19 protein-coding genes are annotated in these 19,664 nt (G+C 70.1%); 8 read left to right on the top strand and 11 right to left on the bottom strand.

The genetic code is table 11. The features are described 5' to 3' along the window. Positions 1–57 precede the first annotated feature (57 nt). Entirely contained in the window at positions 58–753 is a 696-nt protein-coding gene (locus DEJ47_RS14475; protein WP_150168441.1) for a hydrolase, read from the top strand. Between the two features lie 79 nt (positions 754–832). Continuing rightward, complete coding sequence (locus DEJ47_RS14470; protein ID WP_150168439.1) at positions 833–1,297, top strand: MarR family winged helix-turn-helix transcriptional regulator; 465 nt, start codon at positions 833–835, stop codon at positions 1,295–1,297. 25 nt (positions 1,298–1,322) lie between these two features. Here DEJ47_RS14470 and DEJ47_RS14465 read toward each other — a convergent pair whose 3' ends face one another. From DEJ47_RS14465 to DEJ47_RS14440, 6 genes are all read right to left on the bottom strand, one after another. Further along, the gene (locus tag DEJ47_RS14465) at positions 1,323–1,889 is read right to left on the bottom strand and encodes a DinB family protein (RefSeq protein ID WP_150168437.1); all 567 of its coding nucleotides are present in this window, start codon (positions 1,887–1,889) and stop codon (positions 1,323–1,325) included. A gap of 131 nt (positions 1,890–2,020) precedes the next feature. Then, positions 2,021–3,004 (bottom strand): glycine betaine ABC transporter substrate-binding protein, encoded by a 984-nt coding sequence (locus DEJ47_RS14460; RefSeq protein WP_150168435.1) that lies wholly within the window; start codon positions 3,002–3,004, stop codon positions 2,021–2,023. Next, a complete protein-coding gene (locus tag DEJ47_RS14455) occupies positions 3,001–3,873 on the bottom strand; it encodes an ABC transporter permease (RefSeq protein WP_150175633.1) in 873 nt (290 codons plus the stop codon). The genes DEJ47_RS14460 and DEJ47_RS14455 overlap by 4 nt, the downstream gene beginning before the upstream one ends. Positions 3,874–3,899: 26 nt before the next feature. Further along, complete coding sequence (locus DEJ47_RS14450) at positions 3,900–5,171, bottom strand: betaine/proline/choline family ABC transporter ATP-binding protein (protein ID WP_150175631.1); 1,272 nt, start codon at positions 5,169–5,171, stop codon at positions 3,900–3,902. Between the two features lie 19 nt (positions 5,172–5,190). After that, the gene (locus DEJ47_RS14445) at positions 5,191–5,838 is read right to left on the bottom strand and encodes an ABC transporter permease (RefSeq protein ID WP_150175632.1); all 648 of its coding nucleotides are present in this window, start codon (positions 5,836–5,838) and stop codon (positions 5,191–5,193) included. A 74-nt stretch (positions 5,839–5,912) separates the two neighbouring features. Further along, positions 5,913–6,383, bottom strand: a complete 471-nt coding sequence (locus DEJ47_RS14440) for an Lrp/AsnC family transcriptional regulator (RefSeq protein WP_055702366.1) — start codon at positions 6,381–6,383, stop codon at positions 5,913–5,915. A 121-nt stretch (positions 6,384–6,504) separates the two neighbouring features. Here DEJ47_RS14440 and hppD point away from each other — a divergent pair, with 121 nt between their 5' ends. Beyond that, positions 6,505–7,653 (top strand): 4-hydroxyphenylpyruvate dioxygenase, encoded by a 1,149-nt coding sequence (gene hppD / locus DEJ47_RS14435; RefSeq protein ID WP_150168433.1) that lies wholly within the window; start codon positions 6,505–6,507, stop codon positions 7,651–7,653. Between the two features lie 34 nt (positions 7,654–7,687). On the opposite strand, the gene DEJ47_RS14430 is transcribed toward hppD, so the two are convergent. Continuing rightward, a complete protein-coding gene (locus DEJ47_RS14430; RefSeq protein ID WP_150168431.1) occupies positions 7,688–9,142 on the bottom strand; it encodes a tetratricopeptide repeat protein in 1,455 nt (484 codons plus the stop codon). 106 nt (positions 9,143–9,248) lie between these two features. Here DEJ47_RS14430 and DEJ47_RS14425 point away from each other — a divergent pair, with 106 nt between their 5' ends. Next, a complete protein-coding gene (locus DEJ47_RS14425; protein WP_150168429.1) occupies positions 9,249–10,619 on the top strand; it encodes an FAD-binding oxidoreductase in 1,371 nt (456 codons plus the stop codon). A 52-nt stretch (positions 10,620–10,671) separates the two neighbouring features. On the opposite strand, the gene DEJ47_RS14420 is transcribed toward DEJ47_RS14425, so the two are convergent. Then, positions 10,672–11,157, bottom strand: a complete 486-nt coding sequence (locus DEJ47_RS14420) for an SsgA family sporulation/cell division regulator (protein WP_150168427.1) — start codon at positions 11,155–11,157, stop codon at positions 10,672–10,674. 279 nt (positions 11,158–11,436) lie between these two features. Here DEJ47_RS14420 and DEJ47_RS14415 point away from each other — a divergent pair, with 279 nt between their 5' ends. Together DEJ47_RS14415 and DEJ47_RS14410 are read left to right on the top strand one after the other, a co-directional pair. Further along, a complete protein-coding gene (locus DEJ47_RS14415) occupies positions 11,437–13,065 on the top strand; it encodes an RDD family protein (RefSeq protein ID WP_150168425.1) in 1,629 nt (542 codons plus the stop codon). Positions 13,066–13,135: 70 nt separating this feature from the next. Beyond that, the gene (locus DEJ47_RS14410; RefSeq protein WP_150168423.1) at positions 13,136–13,798 is read left to right on the top strand and encodes an RDD family protein; all 663 of its coding nucleotides are present in this window, start codon (positions 13,136–13,138) and stop codon (positions 13,796–13,798) included. Here DEJ47_RS14410 and DEJ47_RS14405 read toward each other — a convergent pair. After that, positions 13,788–14,087: a hypothetical protein gene (locus DEJ47_RS14405; protein ID WP_150168421.1), complete on the bottom strand. Its 300-nt coding sequence runs from the start codon at positions 14,085–14,087 to the stop codon at positions 13,788–13,790. The two genes, DEJ47_RS14410 and DEJ47_RS14405, sit on opposite strands and share 11 nt — an antisense overlap. A gap of 541 nt (positions 14,088–14,628) precedes the next feature. Here DEJ47_RS14405 and DEJ47_RS14400 point away from each other — a divergent pair. Then, positions 14,629–16,992, top strand: coding sequence for an immune inhibitor A domain-containing protein (locus tag DEJ47_RS14400; RefSeq protein ID WP_202457559.1), 2,364 nt, complete (start codon positions 14,629–14,631; stop codon positions 16,990–16,992). 155 nt (positions 16,993–17,147) lie between these two features. Then, positions 17,148–17,492, top strand: a complete 345-nt coding sequence (locus DEJ47_RS14395) for a hypothetical protein (RefSeq protein ID WP_150168417.1) — start codon at positions 17,148–17,150, stop codon at positions 17,490–17,492. A 45-nt stretch (positions 17,493–17,537) separates the two neighbouring features. Here DEJ47_RS14395 and DEJ47_RS14390 read toward each other — a convergent pair whose 3' ends face one another. Both DEJ47_RS14390 and DEJ47_RS14385 read right to left on the bottom strand, forming a co-directional pair. Continuing rightward, the gene (locus DEJ47_RS14390; RefSeq protein ID WP_150168415.1) at positions 17,538–18,122 is read right to left on the bottom strand and encodes an isochorismatase family protein; all 585 of its coding nucleotides are present in this window, start codon (positions 18,120–18,122) and stop codon (positions 17,538–17,540) included. Positions 18,123–18,245: 123 nt separating this feature from the next. Then, complete coding sequence (locus DEJ47_RS14385) at positions 18,246–19,574, bottom strand: nicotinate phosphoribosyltransferase (protein ID WP_150168413.1); 1,329 nt, start codon at positions 19,572–19,574, stop codon at positions 18,246–18,248. Between the last annotated feature and the right edge of the window lie 90 nt (positions 19,575–19,664).

The raw sequence follows: 19,664 nt of genomic DNA, 5'->3' as shown, positions 1-19,664 counted from the left end.
AAAGATGACGCGTCAACCAGAACGGTTCGCGCGCCCGTACTCCTTGAGGAGATCTCCATGAGCACGTCGCCGTCGCCGTCGCCGTCGCCGAAGACCGGCCTCGAAGCCCTGCTGACCCCGGAGGAGAGCGTCCTCGTACTGATCGACCACCAGCCGTACCAGTTCGCCAACCTCCACAGCCACGAGCCGATGATGGTGACCAGCAACGTCGTGGGCCTGGCCAAGGCGGCCAAGGGGTACGGAGTGCCGACCATCCTCACCACGGTCGTGGAGGACCGAGGAGGCCTGCTGATCCAGCCCCTGCAGGACGTGTTTCCGGACCAGAAGCCGATCAACAGGACCTTCATCAACACCTGGGAGGACCAGGTCGTCGTGGACGCCGTGAAGGCGACAGGGCGCAAGAAGTTGATCCTCGCCGGCCTGTGGACGGAGATCTGCGTGGCGATGCCCGCAATCCAGGCGGCGGGCGAAGGCTTCGACGTCTACGTCGTCACCGACGCGTCCGGCGGCGTATCGGCGGAGGCGCACGACATGGCGGTGCGGCGCATGGTCCAGGCCGGGGTCGTGCCGGTCACATGGCTTGCCGTGATGGGCGAGTGGCAGCGCGACTGGGCGCGTACGGACCGCATCACACCGGAGGACCAGCTGGCGGCCCTGGCCCACACGGGCGCCACCGGCATCGCGACGCTCTGGGAGCAGCAACTCCTGAACACCCCGGTCACCGACGCCACCGGAACGGCAGCCCGAGCGTGACGGGGTAGGGGGTACCCCGGTCCCCCATCCTGATCTCGCCGTCCGATGACGTGTCAACCAGTTCACTACACTCGCCCCCGTGACTGACGGAGTGAACTGGCTGACGGCGGAGGAACAGCACGCGTGGCGGAGCTTCGTCCGGTTGCACGAGCGGCTCATCGGCCGCCTCGCGCATCTGCTCCAGACGGAATCCAACCTGGCGTCCGCGGACTACGCGGTCCTGGTCAACCTGACGGACGTGCCGGAGGGCCGGCAGCGGTATCAGGACCTCGCGCGGGCGCTGGAGTGGGAGAAGAGCCGGATGTCCCACCACATCGCCCGGATGATCAAGCGGGGTCTCGTGGTCCGGGAGGAGTGCGCGGAAGACGGGCGGGGCGCCTTCGCGGTGATCACGGAAGCGGGACGCGAGGCCATCGGGGCGGCGGCCCCGCTGCACGTACAAGCCGTGCGGTCCCTCTTCCTCGACCACCTCTCCGAGGCGGAACTGCGCACCCTGGCCGACGTCTCCGTCCGCGTCGTGGAGAAACTGGACGACGACGCCTGAACGGGGGCGCGTACGGCCACGCGGCTCAGCCCATGCTGAGGGCGCCGTCCAGGGACTCGCGGATGATGTCGGCGTGACCCGCGTGCTGCGACGTCTCCCCGATGACGTGCAGGAGGACCCGGCGGGCCGACCACCGGCCACCCGGCTCCCACCACGGCGCCTCCGGCAGGGGGTGGGACACGTCCAGGTCGGGGAGGTATCGCACCAACTCGTCGGTGCGGCGGGCCACTTGCTCGTACGCGGCGAGTACGCCCGCCAGCGTCTCGCCCGGCAGCATGCGGAACTCGTCGGCCCGCTGCGCCCAGTCCTCGTCGGTCATGTCGGTCACGTCACCGAGGGCGGAGAGGCCGTCCTGGATGAAGGCGGTCCACACCCTCTCCACCGAAGTGACGTGCTTGATGATGCCGCCGACGCACAGCTCGCTGACGGTGGTGCGCCGGCCGGCCTGCTCGTCGGTGAGGTCGCGGGCGGTGACGCGCAGCATCGTCCGGTGGTGGGTCAGCGCCTCGAGCAGGTCGGCACGCTCGCCGGTGACCCTCGGTTCGTCCTGGGGCGTCGTGTCGGCGTTGGTGTCGGTGTCGGTGCGGGGCATGGTGGTGACCGCCTTCCGTGGGTACGGGTCCGTCGGGCGAGCACCACGTTAGGAGGGAAGTAGGTCAGGTACTGACCTACTTCAGCGGCCGATCCCGCTCCGGCCACCGCGGCCCCACTCCCACCGCAGCCCTACTCCTTGACGAAGCCCTCCTCGATCAGCCAGTCCTTCGCCACCTCATGAGGGTCCTCACCGTCCACGTCCACCTTGGAGTTGAGGTCCCGCGCCACCTTGTTGTTCAGTTTCTTCGTGATGGGGGCCAGGACCTCCGCCATCTCCGGGTGCTCCTTCAGGGACTTGCTGTTGATCTCCGGGGCCGCGTTGTAGTTGGGGAAGAAGTGCTTGTCGTCCTCCATCGTCGTCAGGTCCATCGCCTTGATGCGCCCGTCCGTCGTGAAGACCTCCCCATACGTGCAGGACCCCTTCGACGCCTGCGTGTAGATGATCCCCGTGTCCATCTTGGTGATGTTGGAGGACGGGACCTTCATCCCGTACTCCTTCTGCATGCCGGGCAGCCCGTCCTCCCGCGACGCGAACTCGCTCTCCACGCACAGCGATACGGCCTTCGGGTCCGACTTCGACAGGGCCGCCACGTCCGAGAGCGTCCTCGTCCTGTACTTGGACGCGTTGCTCCGGTTCATCGCCAGGGCGTAGGTGTTGTTGAGCGTGGCCGGCTCCAGCCACGTCACGCCGTTCTCCAGGTCCGCGTCCCGTACCGCCTGCCACTGCTTGTGCGGGTCCGTGATCGGCTCGGTGTTGCCCTGGTAGGTGATCCACGCCGTGCCCGTGTACTCGTACATCGCGTCCGCGTCGCCGCCCTTCACGGCCTCACGGGCGCCGATGGAGCCCTGGATGCCCGTGCGGTCGAGCACGTCCGCGCCCGCCGCCTCGAACGCGATGCCCATGATCGCGCCCAGGATGAGCTGCTCGGTGAACTCCTTGGAGGTGACGGTCAGGTCGACGCCCTTGAGGGGGAGGCCCTTGCCGACGGTGCCGGGTTTGACGTCGTCCACCATCGGGCTGCCGCTGGTGAGACCACAGGCGGCCAGCACCGCACCGCCCAGAGCGGCGATCACGGCCGTGCGCGCGGTGATCCCGAGCTTCCGGTTCCTCATGCGTCCACCTCCAGGCCCCTCGGGCGCAGCAGCAGCTCCGCCAGCGACGCCAGCCAGTCCACGAGCAGTGCGAGCGCGATCGTCAGGATGGAGCCGAGCATGAGGACCGGCATGCGCTGGTTGGTCATGCCCGTCGTGATCAGGTCGCCGAGGCCGCCGCCCCCGCCGAACGTGGCGAGCGTCGCCGTGCCCACGTTGAGGACGAGTGCCGTGCGCACGCCCGCGAGGATCAGCGGTACGGCCAGGGGGAGTTCGACCTTCGACAGGACGCCGAGCGGGGACATGCCGATGCCGCGCGCCGCCTCGATCAGGGTCGGGTCGTTCGCCTTCAGGCCCGCGATCGTGTTGGAGAGGACCGGCAGGACGGCGTAGATGATGATGCCGATCAGCGCCGCCTTCTCGCCGATGCCCAGCCAGATGACGAGGAGCGCCAGGAGGCCGATCGCCGGGGTCGCCTGGCCGATGTTGGCCACCGCCATCGCGACCGGTGCGCCTTTGCGGAGCCTCCTGCGGGTCAGGAGGATGCCGAGGGGGATGGCGATGATGAGGACGAAGAAGGTGGAGATGGCCGTCAGCTCGATGTGCTGGCGCAGGCGGAGCCAGACATTTCCGTTCGCCAGCGCGTTCTTGGAGATCGCGTCGAGGTCGGCCTGCTGGAACCACCACCACGTCGCGAGGAGGATCACCGCGAGCACGGCGGGCAGGAACGTCAGCTTCTGCCAGGTGACGCGGCGCGGCTGCCGCGCGGCGAGTACGGCCGGAGGTGCTTCGAGTTCGGCCTCGCCCTCGTCGCGGAAGGCCAGGCCCTTGACCTCGTGCTCGCCCTCGGGACGGGACGCCTCCCTCGGTTTCGGCTTGGGGTCGGGGATCCGGGGCGTGCCCCCGGCGGTGCCGGTCACGCCTTCGCCTCCCCGCCGTAGCCCTCCTGCTCGTGCTGGGTCAGGCGGGCCCGCTGTTCCTCCAACTCGTGCTGGTGCTCCACCGCTTCGAGGCGGTCGGCCTCCAGCATCTCGTGGACGGAGTTCATGAGGGTCTCCATGTCGACGACGCCCGTGTACTCGCCGCGCCGCCCGGTCACGGCGACCCGGCCCGCGTTGTCGGTGAGGACGGCTTCGAGCGCGTCGCGGAGGGTCGCGTCGCGGGTCACCGTGTCGTGGACGAGGGTGCCCGCGCGGGCCAGGGAGCCCTTGGCGCGCATCAGGTCGCCGCGCCGCAGCCACTTGTAGGGGCGGCCGCGCTTGTCGAGCAGGAGGAGTTCGTTGGTGGTGCCTCCGCGCAGCTTGTCGAAGATGTCCTGGAGCGGGTCGTCGACGGTCACTGTCGGGATGTCGGCGATCTCCACGTCCCGTACGCGTGTGAGGTTGAGGCGCTTCAGCGCCGCGCCCGCGCCCACGAAACCCGAGACGAAGTCGTCGGCGGGGTTGGTGAGGATGGCCTCCGGGGTGTCGAACTGCGCGATGTGCGACCGCTCCCGGAGGACCGCGATGCGGTCGCCGAGCTTGATGGCCTCGTCGAAGTCGTGCGTGACGAAGACGATCGTCTTGTGCAGCTCGTGCTGGAGCCGGATCAGCTCGTCCTGGAGATGGTCACGGGTGATCGGGTCGACGGCGCCGAACGGCTCGTCCATGAGGAGGACGGGCGGGTCGGCGGCCAGGGCGCGGGCCACGCCCACGCGTTGCTGCTGGCCGCCGGAGAGCTGGCGGGGGTAGCGGTGGTGGAACTCGCCCGGGTCGAGGCCCACCAGGTCCAGCATCTCCTCCACCCGGGACTTGATCCTCGCCTTGCCCCAGCCGACCATCTTCGGCACGAGCGCGATGTTCTGCGCGACGGTCATGTGCGGGAAGAGCCCGGAGGACTGGATCGCGTACCCGACCTTGCGGCGCAGCTTCACCGGGTCGATGTCGGTGACGTCCTCGCCGTTGATGCGGATGCGGCCGCCCGTCGGCTCGATCAGGCGGTTGATCATCTTCAGGGTCGTCGACTTCCCGCAGCCGGAAGGTCCCACGAAGATGACGATCTCGCCCGCCTTGATCTCCATGTTCACGCTGTCCACGGCGGGCTCGCTGCTGCCGGGGTAGCGCTTGGTGAGGTTCTCCAGCTCGATCGTCGCCCCGGAGGTGGTGGCGGCGCGCCCGGCGCCCTCGGCTGTCGCGCCCTCGCTCGGCACGCTCTCACTCGCGGTGGTCTCAGACACGGATCCCCCTCGGGATGGTCAGCCTGCCGATCAGGACGTACGCGGCGTCGAAGAGCAGCGCGAGGACGATGATCCCGAGCGTGCCCGCGAGCACCTGGTTGAGCGCGTTCTTGCTGCCGAGCGAGCCGATGCCGCGGAAGATCTCGTTGCCGAGTCCCGGCCCGGACGCGTACGCGGCGATGGCCGCGATGCCCATCAGCATCTGGGTGGAGACGCGGATGCCGGTCAGGATCGGGGGCCAGGCGATCGGCAGCTCCACCCGGAACAGGCGGGCGAGGCGCGACATGCCGATGCCCTTGGCGGCGTCGATCAGCGACGGGTCGACGCCGCGCAGACCGACGATGGAGTTGCGCACGATCGGGAGGAGCCCGTACAGGGTCAGCGCGATGACGGTCGGTGCGACACCGAGCCCGACGATCGGGATGAGCAGACCAATCATGGCGAGCGACGGGACGGTGAGAATCGTGGACGTGGTGGTCGTGGCGAGGTTCCCCGCCCATTCGCTGCGGTACGTGAGGACGCCGATCAGTACGCCGATGAGGGTGGCGACGACCATGCACTGGAAGACGGCGCTCGCGTGTTGGAACGCGTCCGTCAGCAGTTGCTGGTGGCGGTTGCCGAGGTAGTCCCAGAAGTTCACTGAAGTGCTCACCTCGCCTTTCCGTAGCTGCTCAGAAGCTGCACACAGGTCAGTGACGCGGGGGTGCGGGTGACTCAGGGGTCTTCGGACGCCTGCTCCACCAGCGGGATGATCCGCAGCGGAACGGGGTTTTCCATGACGATCGCCGTGGAGGCCCGGACGATGCCATCAAAGCCCACGACCCGGTCGATCACACGTTGGAGATCCGCGTTCGACCGGGCCACGAGGCGGCAGAGCATATCGCCGTGACCGGTGATGGTGTGCAGTTCGAGCACCTCGGCGACCGACGCCAAATGGGCCCGTACGTCGGCGCCCTGGCCCTGTTTGATCTCCAGCGTCGCGAAGGCCGTCACCGGGTAGCCCAGGGCCGCCGGATCCACCTCCGGGCCGAAGCCGCGGATGACTCCATTGGACTGAAGCCGGTCCATCCGCGCCTGCACCGTGCCGCGCGCCACGCCGAGCCTGCGGGACGCCTCAAGAACCCCGATACGCGGCTCCCGCGCCAGGAGCACGATGAGTCTGCCGTCCAGATGATCGATCGCCATGCCGCCTCCAAGGTGGTCATGATGTACAGATAGCCCGCCCATCCTGGGCATCCACTGGGCAGATTGACCACTGAAAACGCGAACTATTGCGCACCTTGTGGTTCGGCGGGAGCCTCGTGCCATGACTGAGACCACCACCCACACCACACCCGACACCGCGCGCGAGGCCGACCCCTTCCCGGTCAAGGGAATGGACGCGGTCGTCTTCGCCGTGGGCAACGCCAAGCAGGCGGCGCACTACTACTCCACGGCCTTCGGCATGAAGCTGGTCGCCTACTCCGGACCGGAGAACGGCAGCCGCGAGACCGCGAGTTACGTCCTCACCAACGGCGGTGCGCGCTTCGTCTTCACCTCCGTCATCAAGGCCTCCACGGACTGGGGCCACTTCCTCACCTCCCACGTGGCCGAGCACGGCGACGGCGTCGTCGACCTCGCCATCGAGGTGCCGGACGCGCGTGCCGCGTACGCCTACGCCGTCGAGCAGGGCGCACGGGGCATCACGGAGCCCTACGAGGTCAAGGACGAGAACGGCAAGGTCGTCCTCGCCGCCATCGCCACGTACGGCAAGACCCGCCACACCCTGGTGGAGCGCACCGACTACGACGGCCCGTATCTGCCCGGTTTCGTGGCCGCGAACCCGATCGTCGAGCCCCCGGCCAAGCGGACCTTCCAGGCGATCGACCACTGCGTCGGCAACGTCGAGCTCGGCAAGATGAACGAGTGGGTCGGCTTCTACAACAAGGTCATGGGCTTCACGAACATGAAGGAGTTCGTGGGCGACGACATCGCGACCGAGTACAGCGCGCTGATGTCGAAGGTGGTCGCCGACGGCACGCTCAAGGTCAAGTTCCCGATCAACGAGCCCGCCATCGCGAAGAAGAAGTCGCAGATCGACGAGTACCTGGAGTTCTACGGCGGCGCCGGCGTCCAGCACATCGCGCTCGCCACGAACGACATCGTGGAGACCGTCCGCACGATGCGCGCGGCCGGCGTCCAGTTCCTGGACACCCCCGACTCGTACTACGACACCCTCGGCGACTGGGCCGGCGAGACCCGCGTCCCCGTCGAGACCCTCCGCGAGCTGAAGATCCTCGTCGACCGCGACGAGGACGGCTACCTGCTCCAGATCTTCACCAAGCCGGTCCAGGACCGCCCGACCGTCTTCTTCGAGATGATCGAGCGCCACGGCTCGATGGGCTTCGGCAAGGGCAACTTCAAGGCGCTCTTCGAGGCGATCGAGCGCGAGCAGGAGAAGCGCGGCAACCTCTAGGCGACGTGGATCGCGGGCTGCGCCCAGCTCGTCCTCAATCGCCGGACGGGCCCGAATCCCTCGTGCCCGTCCGGCGGCTCGGCAGAGCGGCCCCGCTTCGCTCCTGAGGCGACGCGTACAGCTGGGCGGGCCCGCCCTCGGGCGGCTCGCCCAGGGCACCGAGCGCCCGCTTCGCCGCGGGCACGCCGAGCGGCGAGAAGTAGGGGTTGATGCGCAGCGCCTCGTTCAGGTGGCGGCGGGCCGCGCCGTAGTACTGCAACTCCCGCTCGATCACCCCCCGGTGGTACGCGAACAGGGCGCTGCGCGGGCCCTTGTCCATCGCCTTCGTCACGAGCTTCAGGCCCGCCTCGCCGTCCCCGGCACGGTGCAGCGCCCAGCCCAGCGCGTCCGCCGTCTCCGGGCCGGCGTGCCGCTTGTACTCCGCGGTCAGCCGCCGCACCGCCGCGTCGGCGTCACCGTGGTCCGCGTCCAGGAGGCCCAGGACGCGTTCGTTGTTGATGCCGATGCCGCGGGCCTTCTCCTGCTTCACCAAGGTGCGCAGTGTGTCGTACTGGGCCCGTGCCGCCGGAGCCAGTTTCAGCGACTCGTACAACTCGCCCAACTCCAGGGCGTACTCGGGCAGCGGGTGCTTCGTCAGCGCCGAGCGGTACGCGAGCAGCGCCTCCGAGGAGCGGCCCAGCGCGGCGAGCGCGCGGCCCCGGCCCGCGAGTGACGGATGGTGCTCGGCGTCCGCGGCGAGCGCCGCGTCGTAGTAGCGCAGCGCCACCGTCGGCTCGCCCCGCTCCCACGCCAGCTCCGCCACCCGGTGCAGCGCCGCCGCCTTCGCGGCCGGGGCCACGGCGAGCGCCGCCGCGTCCGTGAGCGCCGCGTTCGCGTCCTCGCGCCAGCCGCGGTCGCGGTAGACCTGCCCGGACCGGGCGAGCACCGCGGACCCCGAACCCAGTTCCTGCAAGGATTTCAGGGCGCGGTCCACGCCCTTCGCGTCGCCGAGCCCGCTGTACGCGTCGATCAGCGCCGGGTACGCCGTCCACCGCTTCGGCGCCTGCTTCACCGCCGACTCGCCCCACTTGCGGGCCGAACGGAAGTCGCGGCGGGCGTTGGCGAGCGCGGCCAGCCCCGTCAGGGCCTCGGGGTTCCGGTCCGGCTTCGTCCTCAGCGACGTGTGCAGCGCACGGTCCGCCTTCGGGAAATCCCTGAAGTCCGCCGTCCGCACGGCCCGCGCCACATACGCCGAGCCCAGCACCGCCCACGACTGCTCGTCCCCCGGATGCGCCCGCACCTGCGCCTCGCGCTCCGCGATGAGCACCGCCAGATCCGGCAGCGCCGCCGGCGCCCCCGCCCCCACGGCCGCCATCGCCCGGCCGGCCGGACCGAGCGCGGGCGGTTTCGCCTTCCCGCCGCCGTCCGGAGGCAGCAGCACCAGCACACCGCCGAGCACCACGCTCCCCGCCACGGAGCCGATCAGCACACGCTTCACCGAAGGCCTCATGTCGTCACTGTGCGCCACTGCCGTCCATACGAAGAGCACATCCCGGCGTGCGGAACGGCGTCGCACACGGGTTCACACCGATGGCCCCGGGTGCGACGCTGTGATCATGAGCCGCACTCTCGTCGAACTCCTCCAGGACGGCCTGCCGGCCGAGGCGATCCTCACCGACCCGGACGTCACCTCCTCGTACGCCCACGACATGGCGAGCTTCTGCGCGGCGGGCGACCCGGCCGTCGTGGTCCTGCCCCGCACCGTCGGGCAGGTCCAGCACGTGATGCGCACCGCCACCGAGCTGCGTGTCCCCGTCGTCCCCCAGGGCGCCCGCACCGGCCTGTCCGGCGCCGCCAACGCCAGCGACGGCTGCATCGTCCTGTCCCTCGTCAAGATGGACCGCATCCTGGAGATCAGCCCCGTCGACCGCATCGCCGTCGTCGAGCCGGGCGTCGTCAACGCCACGCTGTCCCGCGCGGTCGGCGAGCACGGCCTCTACTACCCGCCGGACCCGTCCAGCTGGGAGACGTGCACCATCGGCGGGAACATCGGCACCGCGTCCGGCGGCCTGTGCTGCGTGAAGTACGGGGTCACCGCCGAGTACGTCCTCGGGCTCGACGTCGTCCTCGCCGACGGGCGGCTCATGAGCACCGGCCGCCGCACCGCCAAGGGCGTCGCCGGATACGACCTGACGCGGCTCTTCGTCGGCTCCGAGGGCAGTCTCGGCATCGTCGTCCGCGCCGTCCTCGCCCTCAAACCGCAGCCACCTCAGCAGCTCGTGCTCGCCGCCGAGTTCCCCTCCGCCGAGGCCGCCTGCGACGCCGTCTGCAGGATCATGGAGGGCGGCCACGTCCCGTCGCTCCTCGAACTGATGGACCGTACGACGGTGAAAGCCGTCAACGCGCTCGCCCAGATGGGCCTGCCCGAAACCACCGAGGCGCTCCTCCTCGCGGCCTTCGACACCCCGGACCCCGCCGCGGACCTCGCCGCCGTCGGCGCGCTCTGCGAAGCCGCAGGCGCCACCCAGGTCGTCCCCGCCGAGGACGCCGCCGAGTCGGAACTCCTGCTCCAGGCGCGCCGGTTGTCGCTCACCGCACTCGAAGCCGTCAAGGGCAGCACGATGATCGACGACGTCTGCGTACCGCGCTCCAGACTCGCCGAGATGCTCGTCGGCGTCGAGCGCATCGGCGAGAAGTACGGCCTCACCGTCGGGGTCTGCGCGCACGCGGGCGACGGCAACACCCACCCCACCGTCTGCTTCGACGCGACGGACCCCGACGAGGGCCGGCGCGCCCGCGAGTCCTTCGACGAGATCATGGCCCTCGGTCTCCAACTCGGCGGCACCATCACCGGCGAACACGGTGTCGGCGTCCTCAAGAAGGAGTGGCTGGCGCGCGAGATCGGCCCGGTGGGAGTGGAGATGCAGCGGGCCGTCAAGGCTGCCTTCGACCCGCACTCACTCCTCAACCCGGGCAAACTGTTCTGACCTGTACGTGTATGAGTACGTCTCTCCGTCATCGCCCCCGTGGCGGCGGAGCTCACTCACCGTCCTTGGACTCGTCCGAGGGCCACGGGTCGCGCAGCCACAGCTCGTCCACACGGCCACGGCCCGAGGCAGGCGCGAGCAGCTCGGCGAGGCCGTCGTCGATGCCGAGCCGCTCGCCCTCAGAGCCCGGAGGGACCACCCGCAGCGTCCGCTCCAGCCACGCCGACACCGCGGCGGCAGGCGCCTCCAGGAGGGCGTCGCCGTCCGGTGAGCTCAGCGCCATCAGGACGACACTGCGTCCGTCCACCTTCGTCGGCCAGACCCGCACGTCACCGTGGCCGCACGGCCTGAACACCCCCTCCACCAGGAGCTCCCGCGCGAACGTCCAGTTCACCGGGTGCTCGGAGCCGATGTGGAAGGCGATGTGGACGGCGTAGGGGTCGGCGGTGCGGTAGGTGAGGCGGGCCGGGACGGGGACGGCCCGTTCCGGCGACAGGACCAGTTTGAGCTCCAGCTCGCGTTCCACCACGGAGTGCATGTCGATGCCCTTCCTTCTCCTCGTAGCTCACGTAGGGGTCCTGGGAGCGGACCCGTACGAGTGGAGAGCGCGGGATCGCCGGAGCATTACGCGAGTTCCGGCAACTTTCTCCGGACGACTTCGCGGACGCGGCAGGGGAGGGGACGTGGGGGACGCGGGGGATGTGTGGGGACCGTGCCCGGAAAGTGGTCCGTAGGGCGGGACCCGCTCTACGGGACACGGAGGTCTGATAGATGTGGAGCCCCCAAAAGACCCCCGAGCAGATACGGGACGACGGACATGAGCGCCCCAACTCCGGCCCCAGGCGACGACCGGCCGCGCGAAGGCTACTACCCCGACCCGTCCATTCCCGGATATGTCCGGTACTGGAACGGTGCCGCCTGGGTGCCCGGTACGAGCCGTCCCGCGCCGTCCGACGGCGAGCCGCTGCCGCCTCCGCCCGGTGCGACCGCCGCTCCCGTCGCCCCCGCGGCCCCTGCCGCGCCCGTCACCCCCGCCGCTCCCGCTGTACCCGCCGCCGAGGAGACGGGACCCGTCTTCTTCGACGAGGCGCCGCACGCGGGCCAGTCCGAGCAGGGGGACCCCGAGACGGGCCGGTTCGAGGCGGCGCGGCCCGAGCCCGCCTCCGCCTGGCACGCCGACGCGGGCCGCCAGACCGGACTCGGTGGGGAGCCGGACCACAAGGTGTCCTGGGGCGGTGCGCCCGGCCGGCCCGACCCGCGCGTGCCGAGCGACGCGGCGCCCGGTCCGGTCGGCGCCGAGGAGACCACCCCGGAGCCGTCGCACGACGACAGCGACCCCGGCACCGTCACGATCCGCCCGGTGGCGCCGGGTGCCGCGAAGCCGACCGCCGGCGAGGGCACGGTGACGTTCCGTCGGCCGACGGGGCCGGTGCGGCCCGCCCCGTCCCCCGGTACCGACGGCACGATGTCGATCCGTGCGATCCGCCCCAAGTCGGCGCGGCAGGGCGGCGGCAGGACCGCTGCGGCGGTGCAGCCCTCCGTACCGCAACAGGGGGGCGTGACCCCGCAAAGCCCGCAGACCCCCCAGGCCCCGCAGACCCCCCAAGCCTCGCAGACCCCTCAAGCCCCGCGGGCAGATCAGGCCCAGCAGGCGCCCCAAGCACCGCAGGCGCCCCAAGCACCGCAGGCGGCGCAGGCGGCGCAGGCGGCCCAGGTCCCCCAGGCGCCCACCCCGCCCCAGACCCAGCAGCCCCGGCCCCGGCAGCCCTCCGTCCCGCAGCAGGGCGGTGTCCCCACCCCCGTCACCTCGGGGCCCGGCGGCGGCTCGCCCTCCTGGGCCCAGCAGGTGCACCAGCTCGCACAGAACCCCGCCGCCCCCGCCCAACAGGGCGATGGGCAGCCCGTCGTGCCCTGGAAGCCGGTCGCCGAGGACCCGTTCCTCGCGAGCGTCCGGGCACAGACCGCGGCCCGCCCCGCCGGGCTCGGCCGACGCCTGGCCGCACGTCTCATCGACACCGTCGTGCTCGCGGCCGTCACCGGCGCCGCCGCGCTGCCGCTCGGCACCAAGGCCGCCGACCACATCGACAGCAAGATCGACGCGGCGAAGCTCTCCGGCGAGAAGACGACGGTCTGGCTCCTGGACGGCACCACCGCGGGTTACTTCGGCCTGATCCTCGCCGTCCTGCTGCTCTTCGGCGTCGTCTACGAAGCGCTGCCCACCGCCAAGTGGGGCCGCACCCTCGGCAAGAAGGTCTGCGGCATCGAGGTGCGGGACATCGAGGAACACGAGGCGCCGACGTTCGGGGCGGCGCTGAAGCGCTGGCTGGTGTACAGCATCCCCGGCGTCCTGGTGATCGGCGTCGTCGGAGTCGTGTGGTGCGTCTTCGACCGGCCATGGCGCCAGTGCTGGCACGACAAGGCGGCGAACACGTTCGTGGCCGGGTAGGAGCCCGTGCCCTAACCCGGTCGGCCGCTCGCCGGATGCGGAGCAGGTGCCGTCGCGATCGACTCGGGCCATGAGCACCGAACCGCCGCAGTACCCGCCGCCGGACGACGACCCGTTCAAGAAACAGCCCCCGCAGCAGCCGCCGCAACCCCCGCAGGGCGGCGGATCCCCGTACGACACCCCGCCCCCGGGCGGCGGCTCGCCCTACGGCACCCCGCCCCCGCCCTACGGCGGCGACCCGTACGGCGGTGGTGCCGGGGGCCTCGGCGGGCCGGACCCGCTCGCCGGGATGCCTCCGCTGGCCGACAGCGGCAAGCGGGTGCTGGCCCGCATCATCGACATGATTCTGGTGGGCGTCGTCGTATGGCTGCTGACGTGGTTGTTCGGCACGTCCGAGTACGACATCGACCCGGACAAGGTGAACACGGGCAGGTCGTTCGGCCAGTCACTGCTGGCCGCCTTGCTCTACATCGCCTACGACACCTACCTGATCTCCAGGACCGGGCAGACGCTCGGCAAGAAGTGGCTGGGCATGCGGGTGGCCAACCTCAACGACGGGGCCACGCCGACCGTGTCGACGGCGCTGGCCCGCGCGGCCGTTCTCTGGCTGCCCTTCGCGTTCTGCTGCGCCTGTATCTGGACGGCGATCTGTGGCGGCTGGAGCTTCTTCGACAAGCCCTACAAGCAGGGCCTGCACGACAAGGCGGCCAAGACCGTGGTGGTCAGCGCGTAGGTTCGCGCACGGAGTCGGCGAGCACGGAGTCGCGCTGCCCGGCGACGCGCTGCCCGGGGACGCGCTCGCCGGTGGAGGCGGCCACCGGGACGGAACGCGCGGCGCGCGCGGCGGGCTGTTTGGGCAGCGGGACCGTCATGGCGACGAGTAAGCCGAGGCCGAGGGCGGCCAGGGCTATCACCGCGATGCCGACTCCCGAGGAGGTCTGGGAGAGCAGGAGCATCGCGAGCGTCGAGAAGACGACGGTCACCGACCCGTAGGTGATCTGTGCGGTGGTCGGACGTGGCATGGGACGCGGCATGACGTGATCCGTCCTCGGCAGTGATCCCCCCACGACTTGTGGTCATGGGGGCGGATGCGGATGTATGAACGGGCTGTATACGAATCAAAGGGTGCTCGACAGCGACGACTTGGGATATGCCGTCTCGCGCGGTGGCGCACCGTCGATTGACTCTATTCCGCTGCATGCCCGACAGGAACGGTTGGTAAGCGTGACCTAACCCACGGTGCCGGAGCACAGGGGGCGCACCGGTTCATGGCGTCCACCAAGTGGACGGGGCGGCGCGCCCGTTGACCTTCGCCGCGGGACGGCGCTCCGTGTCCGGATAGCGGTTCCGGGCGTCTGCATAGTGCACTTGGCCTGAGCAAGTCAAGGACTGTCTTTTCTCCAGCACTTCCGGTCGAATGTCGTCACTTGTGACGCGTACATCGCGCGCGGACCTCCTCCGACCGGGAATTTCGGTCCGCCTATTCGCGCGGGGCGCGGGGGAGGACAGCATCAAGTGACAGTCAGAACACGGACCTTCAGAGCCACCGCGGTGGCCGTGGCGATGGCCGCGGCCGCCGCGACGTTCTCGGCGGCGACGGCTTCGGCCGAGGACGGGGCCTCGGGCGGGGCCCCGGCCATCGACCGGCAGGACCCGTCGCGCCCGAAGGCGCACGTCGACCACGACCTGGACGGCCCGTTCAGCAAGCAGCAGGCGCAGCAGCGCAAGGCAGCACTGCAGCAGGTCGTCGCGGGTGACGCCAAGGTCCAGAAGAGGGGCGCCTCCAAGGTCGTCAAGCTCGACGACAAGAAGTACGTCGAGCTGGGCCGGGAGAAGACCGACAAGATCTTCACGATCCTGGTGGAGTTCGGGGACAAGGTCGACGACACGACCATGTACGACCCGGACGGCCCCGAGGGCCCGCAGCAGCCGGTCAAGAAGTACGGCGGCAAGCCGGGACCGCTGCACAACAAGATAGCCAAGCCGGACCGTGCCAAGGACAACAGCACGGCCTGGCAGAAGGACTACGACCAGAAGCACTTCCAGGACCTGTACTTCGGGAAGGGCAAGGACTCCAAGGGCAAGGCGAAGCACTCGCTGAAGACCTACTACGAGAAGACCTCGTCCGGCCGGTACTCGGTCGACGGTGAGGTCTCCGACTGGGTCAAGGTCGACTACAACGAGGCCCGCTACGGCTCGAACTACTGCGGCGACACCAACTGCGCCAACGTCTGGGACGCGGTCAAGGACGGCGTGACCGCCTGGGCGAAGGACCAGAAGGCGAAGGGCCGCACGGACGCGCAGATCAAGGCGGACCTGGCCAAGTACGACCAGTGGGACCGCTACGACTTCGACAACGACGGCGAGTTCAACGAGCCCGACGGCTACATCGACCACTTCCAGATCGTCCACGCGGGCGAGGACGAGTCGGCCGGCGGTGGCGCCGAGGGCGAGAACGCCCTGTGGGCGCACCGCTGGTACGCCTACGGCAACGACGCGGGCAGCACCGGCCCCTCGAACAACAAGGCCGGCGGCACCCAGATCGGCGACACGGGCATCTGGGTCGGCGACTACACGATGCAGCCGGAGAACGGCGGCCTCGGCGTGTTCGCCCACGAGTACGGCCACGACCTGGGCCTGCCCGACCTGTACGACACCACGGGCAAGGGCGAGAACTCGGTCGGTTTCTGGTCCCTGATGTCGGCCGGTTCCTGGCTCGGCACCGGCAAGGACGCCATCGGTGACCTGCCGGGCGACATGACCGCCTGGGACAAGTTCCAGCTGGGCTGGCTCGACTACGCCAAGGCGAAGGCCGCGACGACGTCCGAGCACAAGCTGGGCGTCGCCGAGTACAACACCCGGCACCGTCAGGCGCTCGTCGTCGACCTGCCGAAGAAGGCCGTCACCACCAAGGTCGTGAAGCCCGCCGAGGGCTCCAAGCAGTGGTGGAGCGACCAGGGCGACGACCTCAAGAACACCCTGACGCGGTCCGTCGACCTCACCGGCAAGTCCAAGGCCGAGCTCTCGCTGCAGGGCTGGTGGGACATCGAGGCCAACTACGACTACCTCTACACCGAGGTGTCCACGGACGGCGGCGCCAACTGGAAGCCGGTCGACGGCACCGCGGACGGCAAGCCGATCACCCGTGACGCCGGCGACAAGCCCGCGCTGACCGGTGTCTCCGGCGCGTACAAGAAGCTGGTCTTCCCGCTCGACGCCTACGCGGGCAAGAAGGTCGACGTCCGCTTCCGCTACTCCACGGACGGCGGCGCGGGCGGCAAGGGTTTCGCGGCCGACGCGCTCACGATCACCGCGGACGGTGCGAAGCTGTTCGAGGACGGCGCCGAGGGTGACGACAACGGCTGGGCGTCGAAGGGCTTCTCGCGCATCGGTGAGTCCTTCACGAAGAAGTACGACCAGTACTACCTCGCCGAGAACCGCCAGTACGTCTCGTACGACAAGACCCTTGAGGTCGGCCCGTACAACTTCGGTTCCAAGGTCCGCCCCGACTGGGTGGAGCACTACCCGTACCAGACCGGTCTGATGGTCTGGCAGTGGGACACCTCGCAGAAGGACAACAACACCAGCGCCCACCCGGGCGAGGGTCTGATCCTTCCGGTCGACGCGCATGCGAAGCCGCTGAAGTGGAAGGACGGTACGGTTCTGCGCAACAAGATCCAGCCGTTCGACGCGCCCTTCAGCAAGTACGCGACGGACAAGTTCACGCTCCACAACGCGGACGTCGCGCTGAAGATCAAGTCCCAGAAGGGCGTCCCGGTCTTCGACGACCACAAGGGCACCTACTGGTACAAGGAGAACCCCACGGGAAGTGTCAAGGTCACTGACACCAACACTCAGATCAAGATCGTCAAGCAGCCCAAGGACGGCTCGACGATCACGGTCCAGGTGGGCCCCTCCACGAAGTAATTGACGTTTTCGCAGGTCAAGTCATGATCGGCCGTCGCCCTCTAGCGGGCGGCGGCCGATCGTGTTTAGGTGCGTCTGTGGATTTCTTATTGACGCGGGGTCCGGCTGTGACTCGTCAGGCTCCCGCTCGATGTCTCACGGGGGTGTGACCCAGCATGTCCGCAGGAGGTTTCTGCAAGCTGCCGAACGGCAGCGTGGTGGTGGCGCTGACCCTGCCGGACCCGTCCCGGGGCGGCGGCACGGTCAGGATGATCGTGCACGCCGTGAACCGCGCGAGGGCGCTGACGCGTCTGCGCAACCTGGGCCTGCGGGCGGTCTACCTCCGGGGCAACGCGGAGCCGCCGACACCGGACGAGGTGACGGCGGTCCTGCACCACCCGGACGGCCTCATATGGCGTACGGCGCCGGACGACGTGCGGGAGCTCTGGCACCCGATCAGGGCGCTCCGCCGCCAGAGCCGTGCGGCTTCCCGCCCCAGCGGGACCGGGGCGCCCTTCTGACGGCTCTCGTGCGTCTGCGGGCCCGGCCCGCCACCGGGCGGTCAGTCACACGACGGGCTTGCCCGTCAGGGTGACGCCCGCCGCGCGGAGCTCGGCGAGAGCCGTCTCCGTGCGCGCCGCCGAGACCCCCGCCGTCAGGTCGAGAAGGACCGTCGTCCTGAATCCCTCCCGCGCCGCGTCGACCGCCGTCGCCCGCACGCAGTGGTCCGTGGCGATGCCCACCACGTCGACCTCGGTGATCTCCCGCTCGCGGAGCCACTCCGCCAGGGAGAGCCCGTTCTCGTCGACGCCCTCGAAGCCGCTGTACGCCGCCGAGTACGCGCCCTTGTCGAAGACCGCGTCGATCGCGCCGGAGGCGACCGCGGGGGCGAAGTTCGGGTGGAAGCCGATGCCCTCCGTGCCGGCCACGCAGTGCGGCGGCCAGGAGTCGACGTAGTCCGGGTGGTCCGAGAAGTGCGCGCCCGGATCGATGTGGTGGTCGCGCGTCGCCACCACGTGGCGGTACCCCGCCGGGGCCTGGCCGATCAGCTCCGTGATGGCGGCGGCCACGTCCGCGCCGCCGGCGACCGCGAGGCTGCCGCCTTCGCAGAAGTCGTTCTGCACGTCTACGACGATCAGTGCGCGGCGCATGGCGGGTGTCCTTCGCGTGGGGAGGGGGCTCGTCAGGGACTCGGGCGGATGAACCGAGCGTAGAGACTTCAACCACATTGTGGGAGGGGGCCCCGCCGGGGCCGGGCCGCCCTCCTCGCGATGTCAGACGTATTCCGTCGGAATGACCGCTTCGCCCCGCGAGAGCTGCGTCGCCGAGAGCGGCAGCCCCGCGCGCGCCGCCGCGTGCCGGTCGCGGACCGCGTCGAGCGGCTCGCGCGAGAGCACCTCGCCGCCCTTGACCAGCTCGACCTGGAGCTGCCGGTCGGCGAGCTCCGAGGGCACGGTGCCGGTGCCGACGACCTCGGCCTCGGCCACGCCGTACCGGTCGGTCCGGCGCGCGGCCCACTTGCGGCCGCCCATGGACGACTTCGCGCCGAGCGACTTCTTCGCCACCGGTTCCAGGGGGGCCTGCGGGTCCGCCGAGTGCGCGCGGGCCACCAGCTTGTAGACCATGGAGGCGGTGGGGTGCCCGGAGCCCGTGACGAGCTGCGTGCCCACGCCGTACGCGTCCACGGGGGCCGCGGCGAGCGAGGCGATGGCGTACTCGTCGAGGTCGGAGGTCACGACGATCTTCGTCTCCGTCGCGCCGAGCTCGTCCAGCTGCTGGCGCACCCGGTGGGCGACGAGCAGCAGGTCGCCGGAGTCGATGCGCACCGCGCCGAGCTCGGGCCCGGCGACCTCGACGGCCATGCGGACGGCCTCGGTGACGTCGTAGGTGTCCACCAGCAGGGTCGTGCCGCGGCCGAGCGAGTCGACCTGGGCCCGGAAGGCGTCGCGCTCGTTGTCGTGCAGCAGGGTGAAGGCGTGGGCGCTGGTGCCGACGGTGGGGATGCCGTAGCGGAATCCGGCCGCCAGGTCCGACGTGGTCGCGAAGCCGCCGACGTAGGCGGCGCGGGACGCGGCGACGGCCGCCAGCTCGTGGGTGCGGCGGGCGCCCATCTCGATCAGCGGGCGGTCACCGGCGGCCGAGGACATGCGGGAGGCGGCGGCCGCGATGGCCGAGTCGTGGTTGAGGATGGAGAGGATCACCGTCTCCAGGAGCACGCACTCCGCGAACGACCCCTCGACCCGCAGGATCGGCGAGCCGGGGAAGTAGACCTCGCCCTCGGGGTAGCCCCAGATGTCGCCGCTGAAGCGGTACCCGGAGAGCCATTCGAGGGTCGCCTCGTCGACGATGTTCCGCTCGCGCAGGAAGCCGAGGACGCCCGAGTCGAAGCGGAAGTTCTCCACGGCGTCCAGGACCCGGCCGGTACCGGCCACCACTCCGTAGCGCCGTCCCTCGGGGAGTCTGCGGGTGAAGACCTCGAAGACGGAGCGCCGGTCGCCGGTGCCGGCCCGCAGCGCGGCCTGCAGCATCGTCAGCTCGTACTGGTCCGTGAAGAGCGCTGTCGACGGAACATCCACCGGCAGGCCAAGGTCCGCTGTGTTCATACGACGGATGCTACCTCCAATCTCGTCACTCTGACGATTTCTGCGGACGCGCGGGAGGCCATTTGTGCGAGGGCCCGCGCGGAGTGGCAG

This window comes from Streptomyces venezuelae (assembly GCF_008642355.1).
Lineage (GTDB): Bacteria > Actinomycetota > Actinomycetes > Streptomycetales > Streptomycetaceae > Streptomyces > Streptomyces venezuelae_B.
Note: the sequence above shows the minus strand (reverse complement) of the source record. Positions and strands in the feature narration are given on the sequence as shown.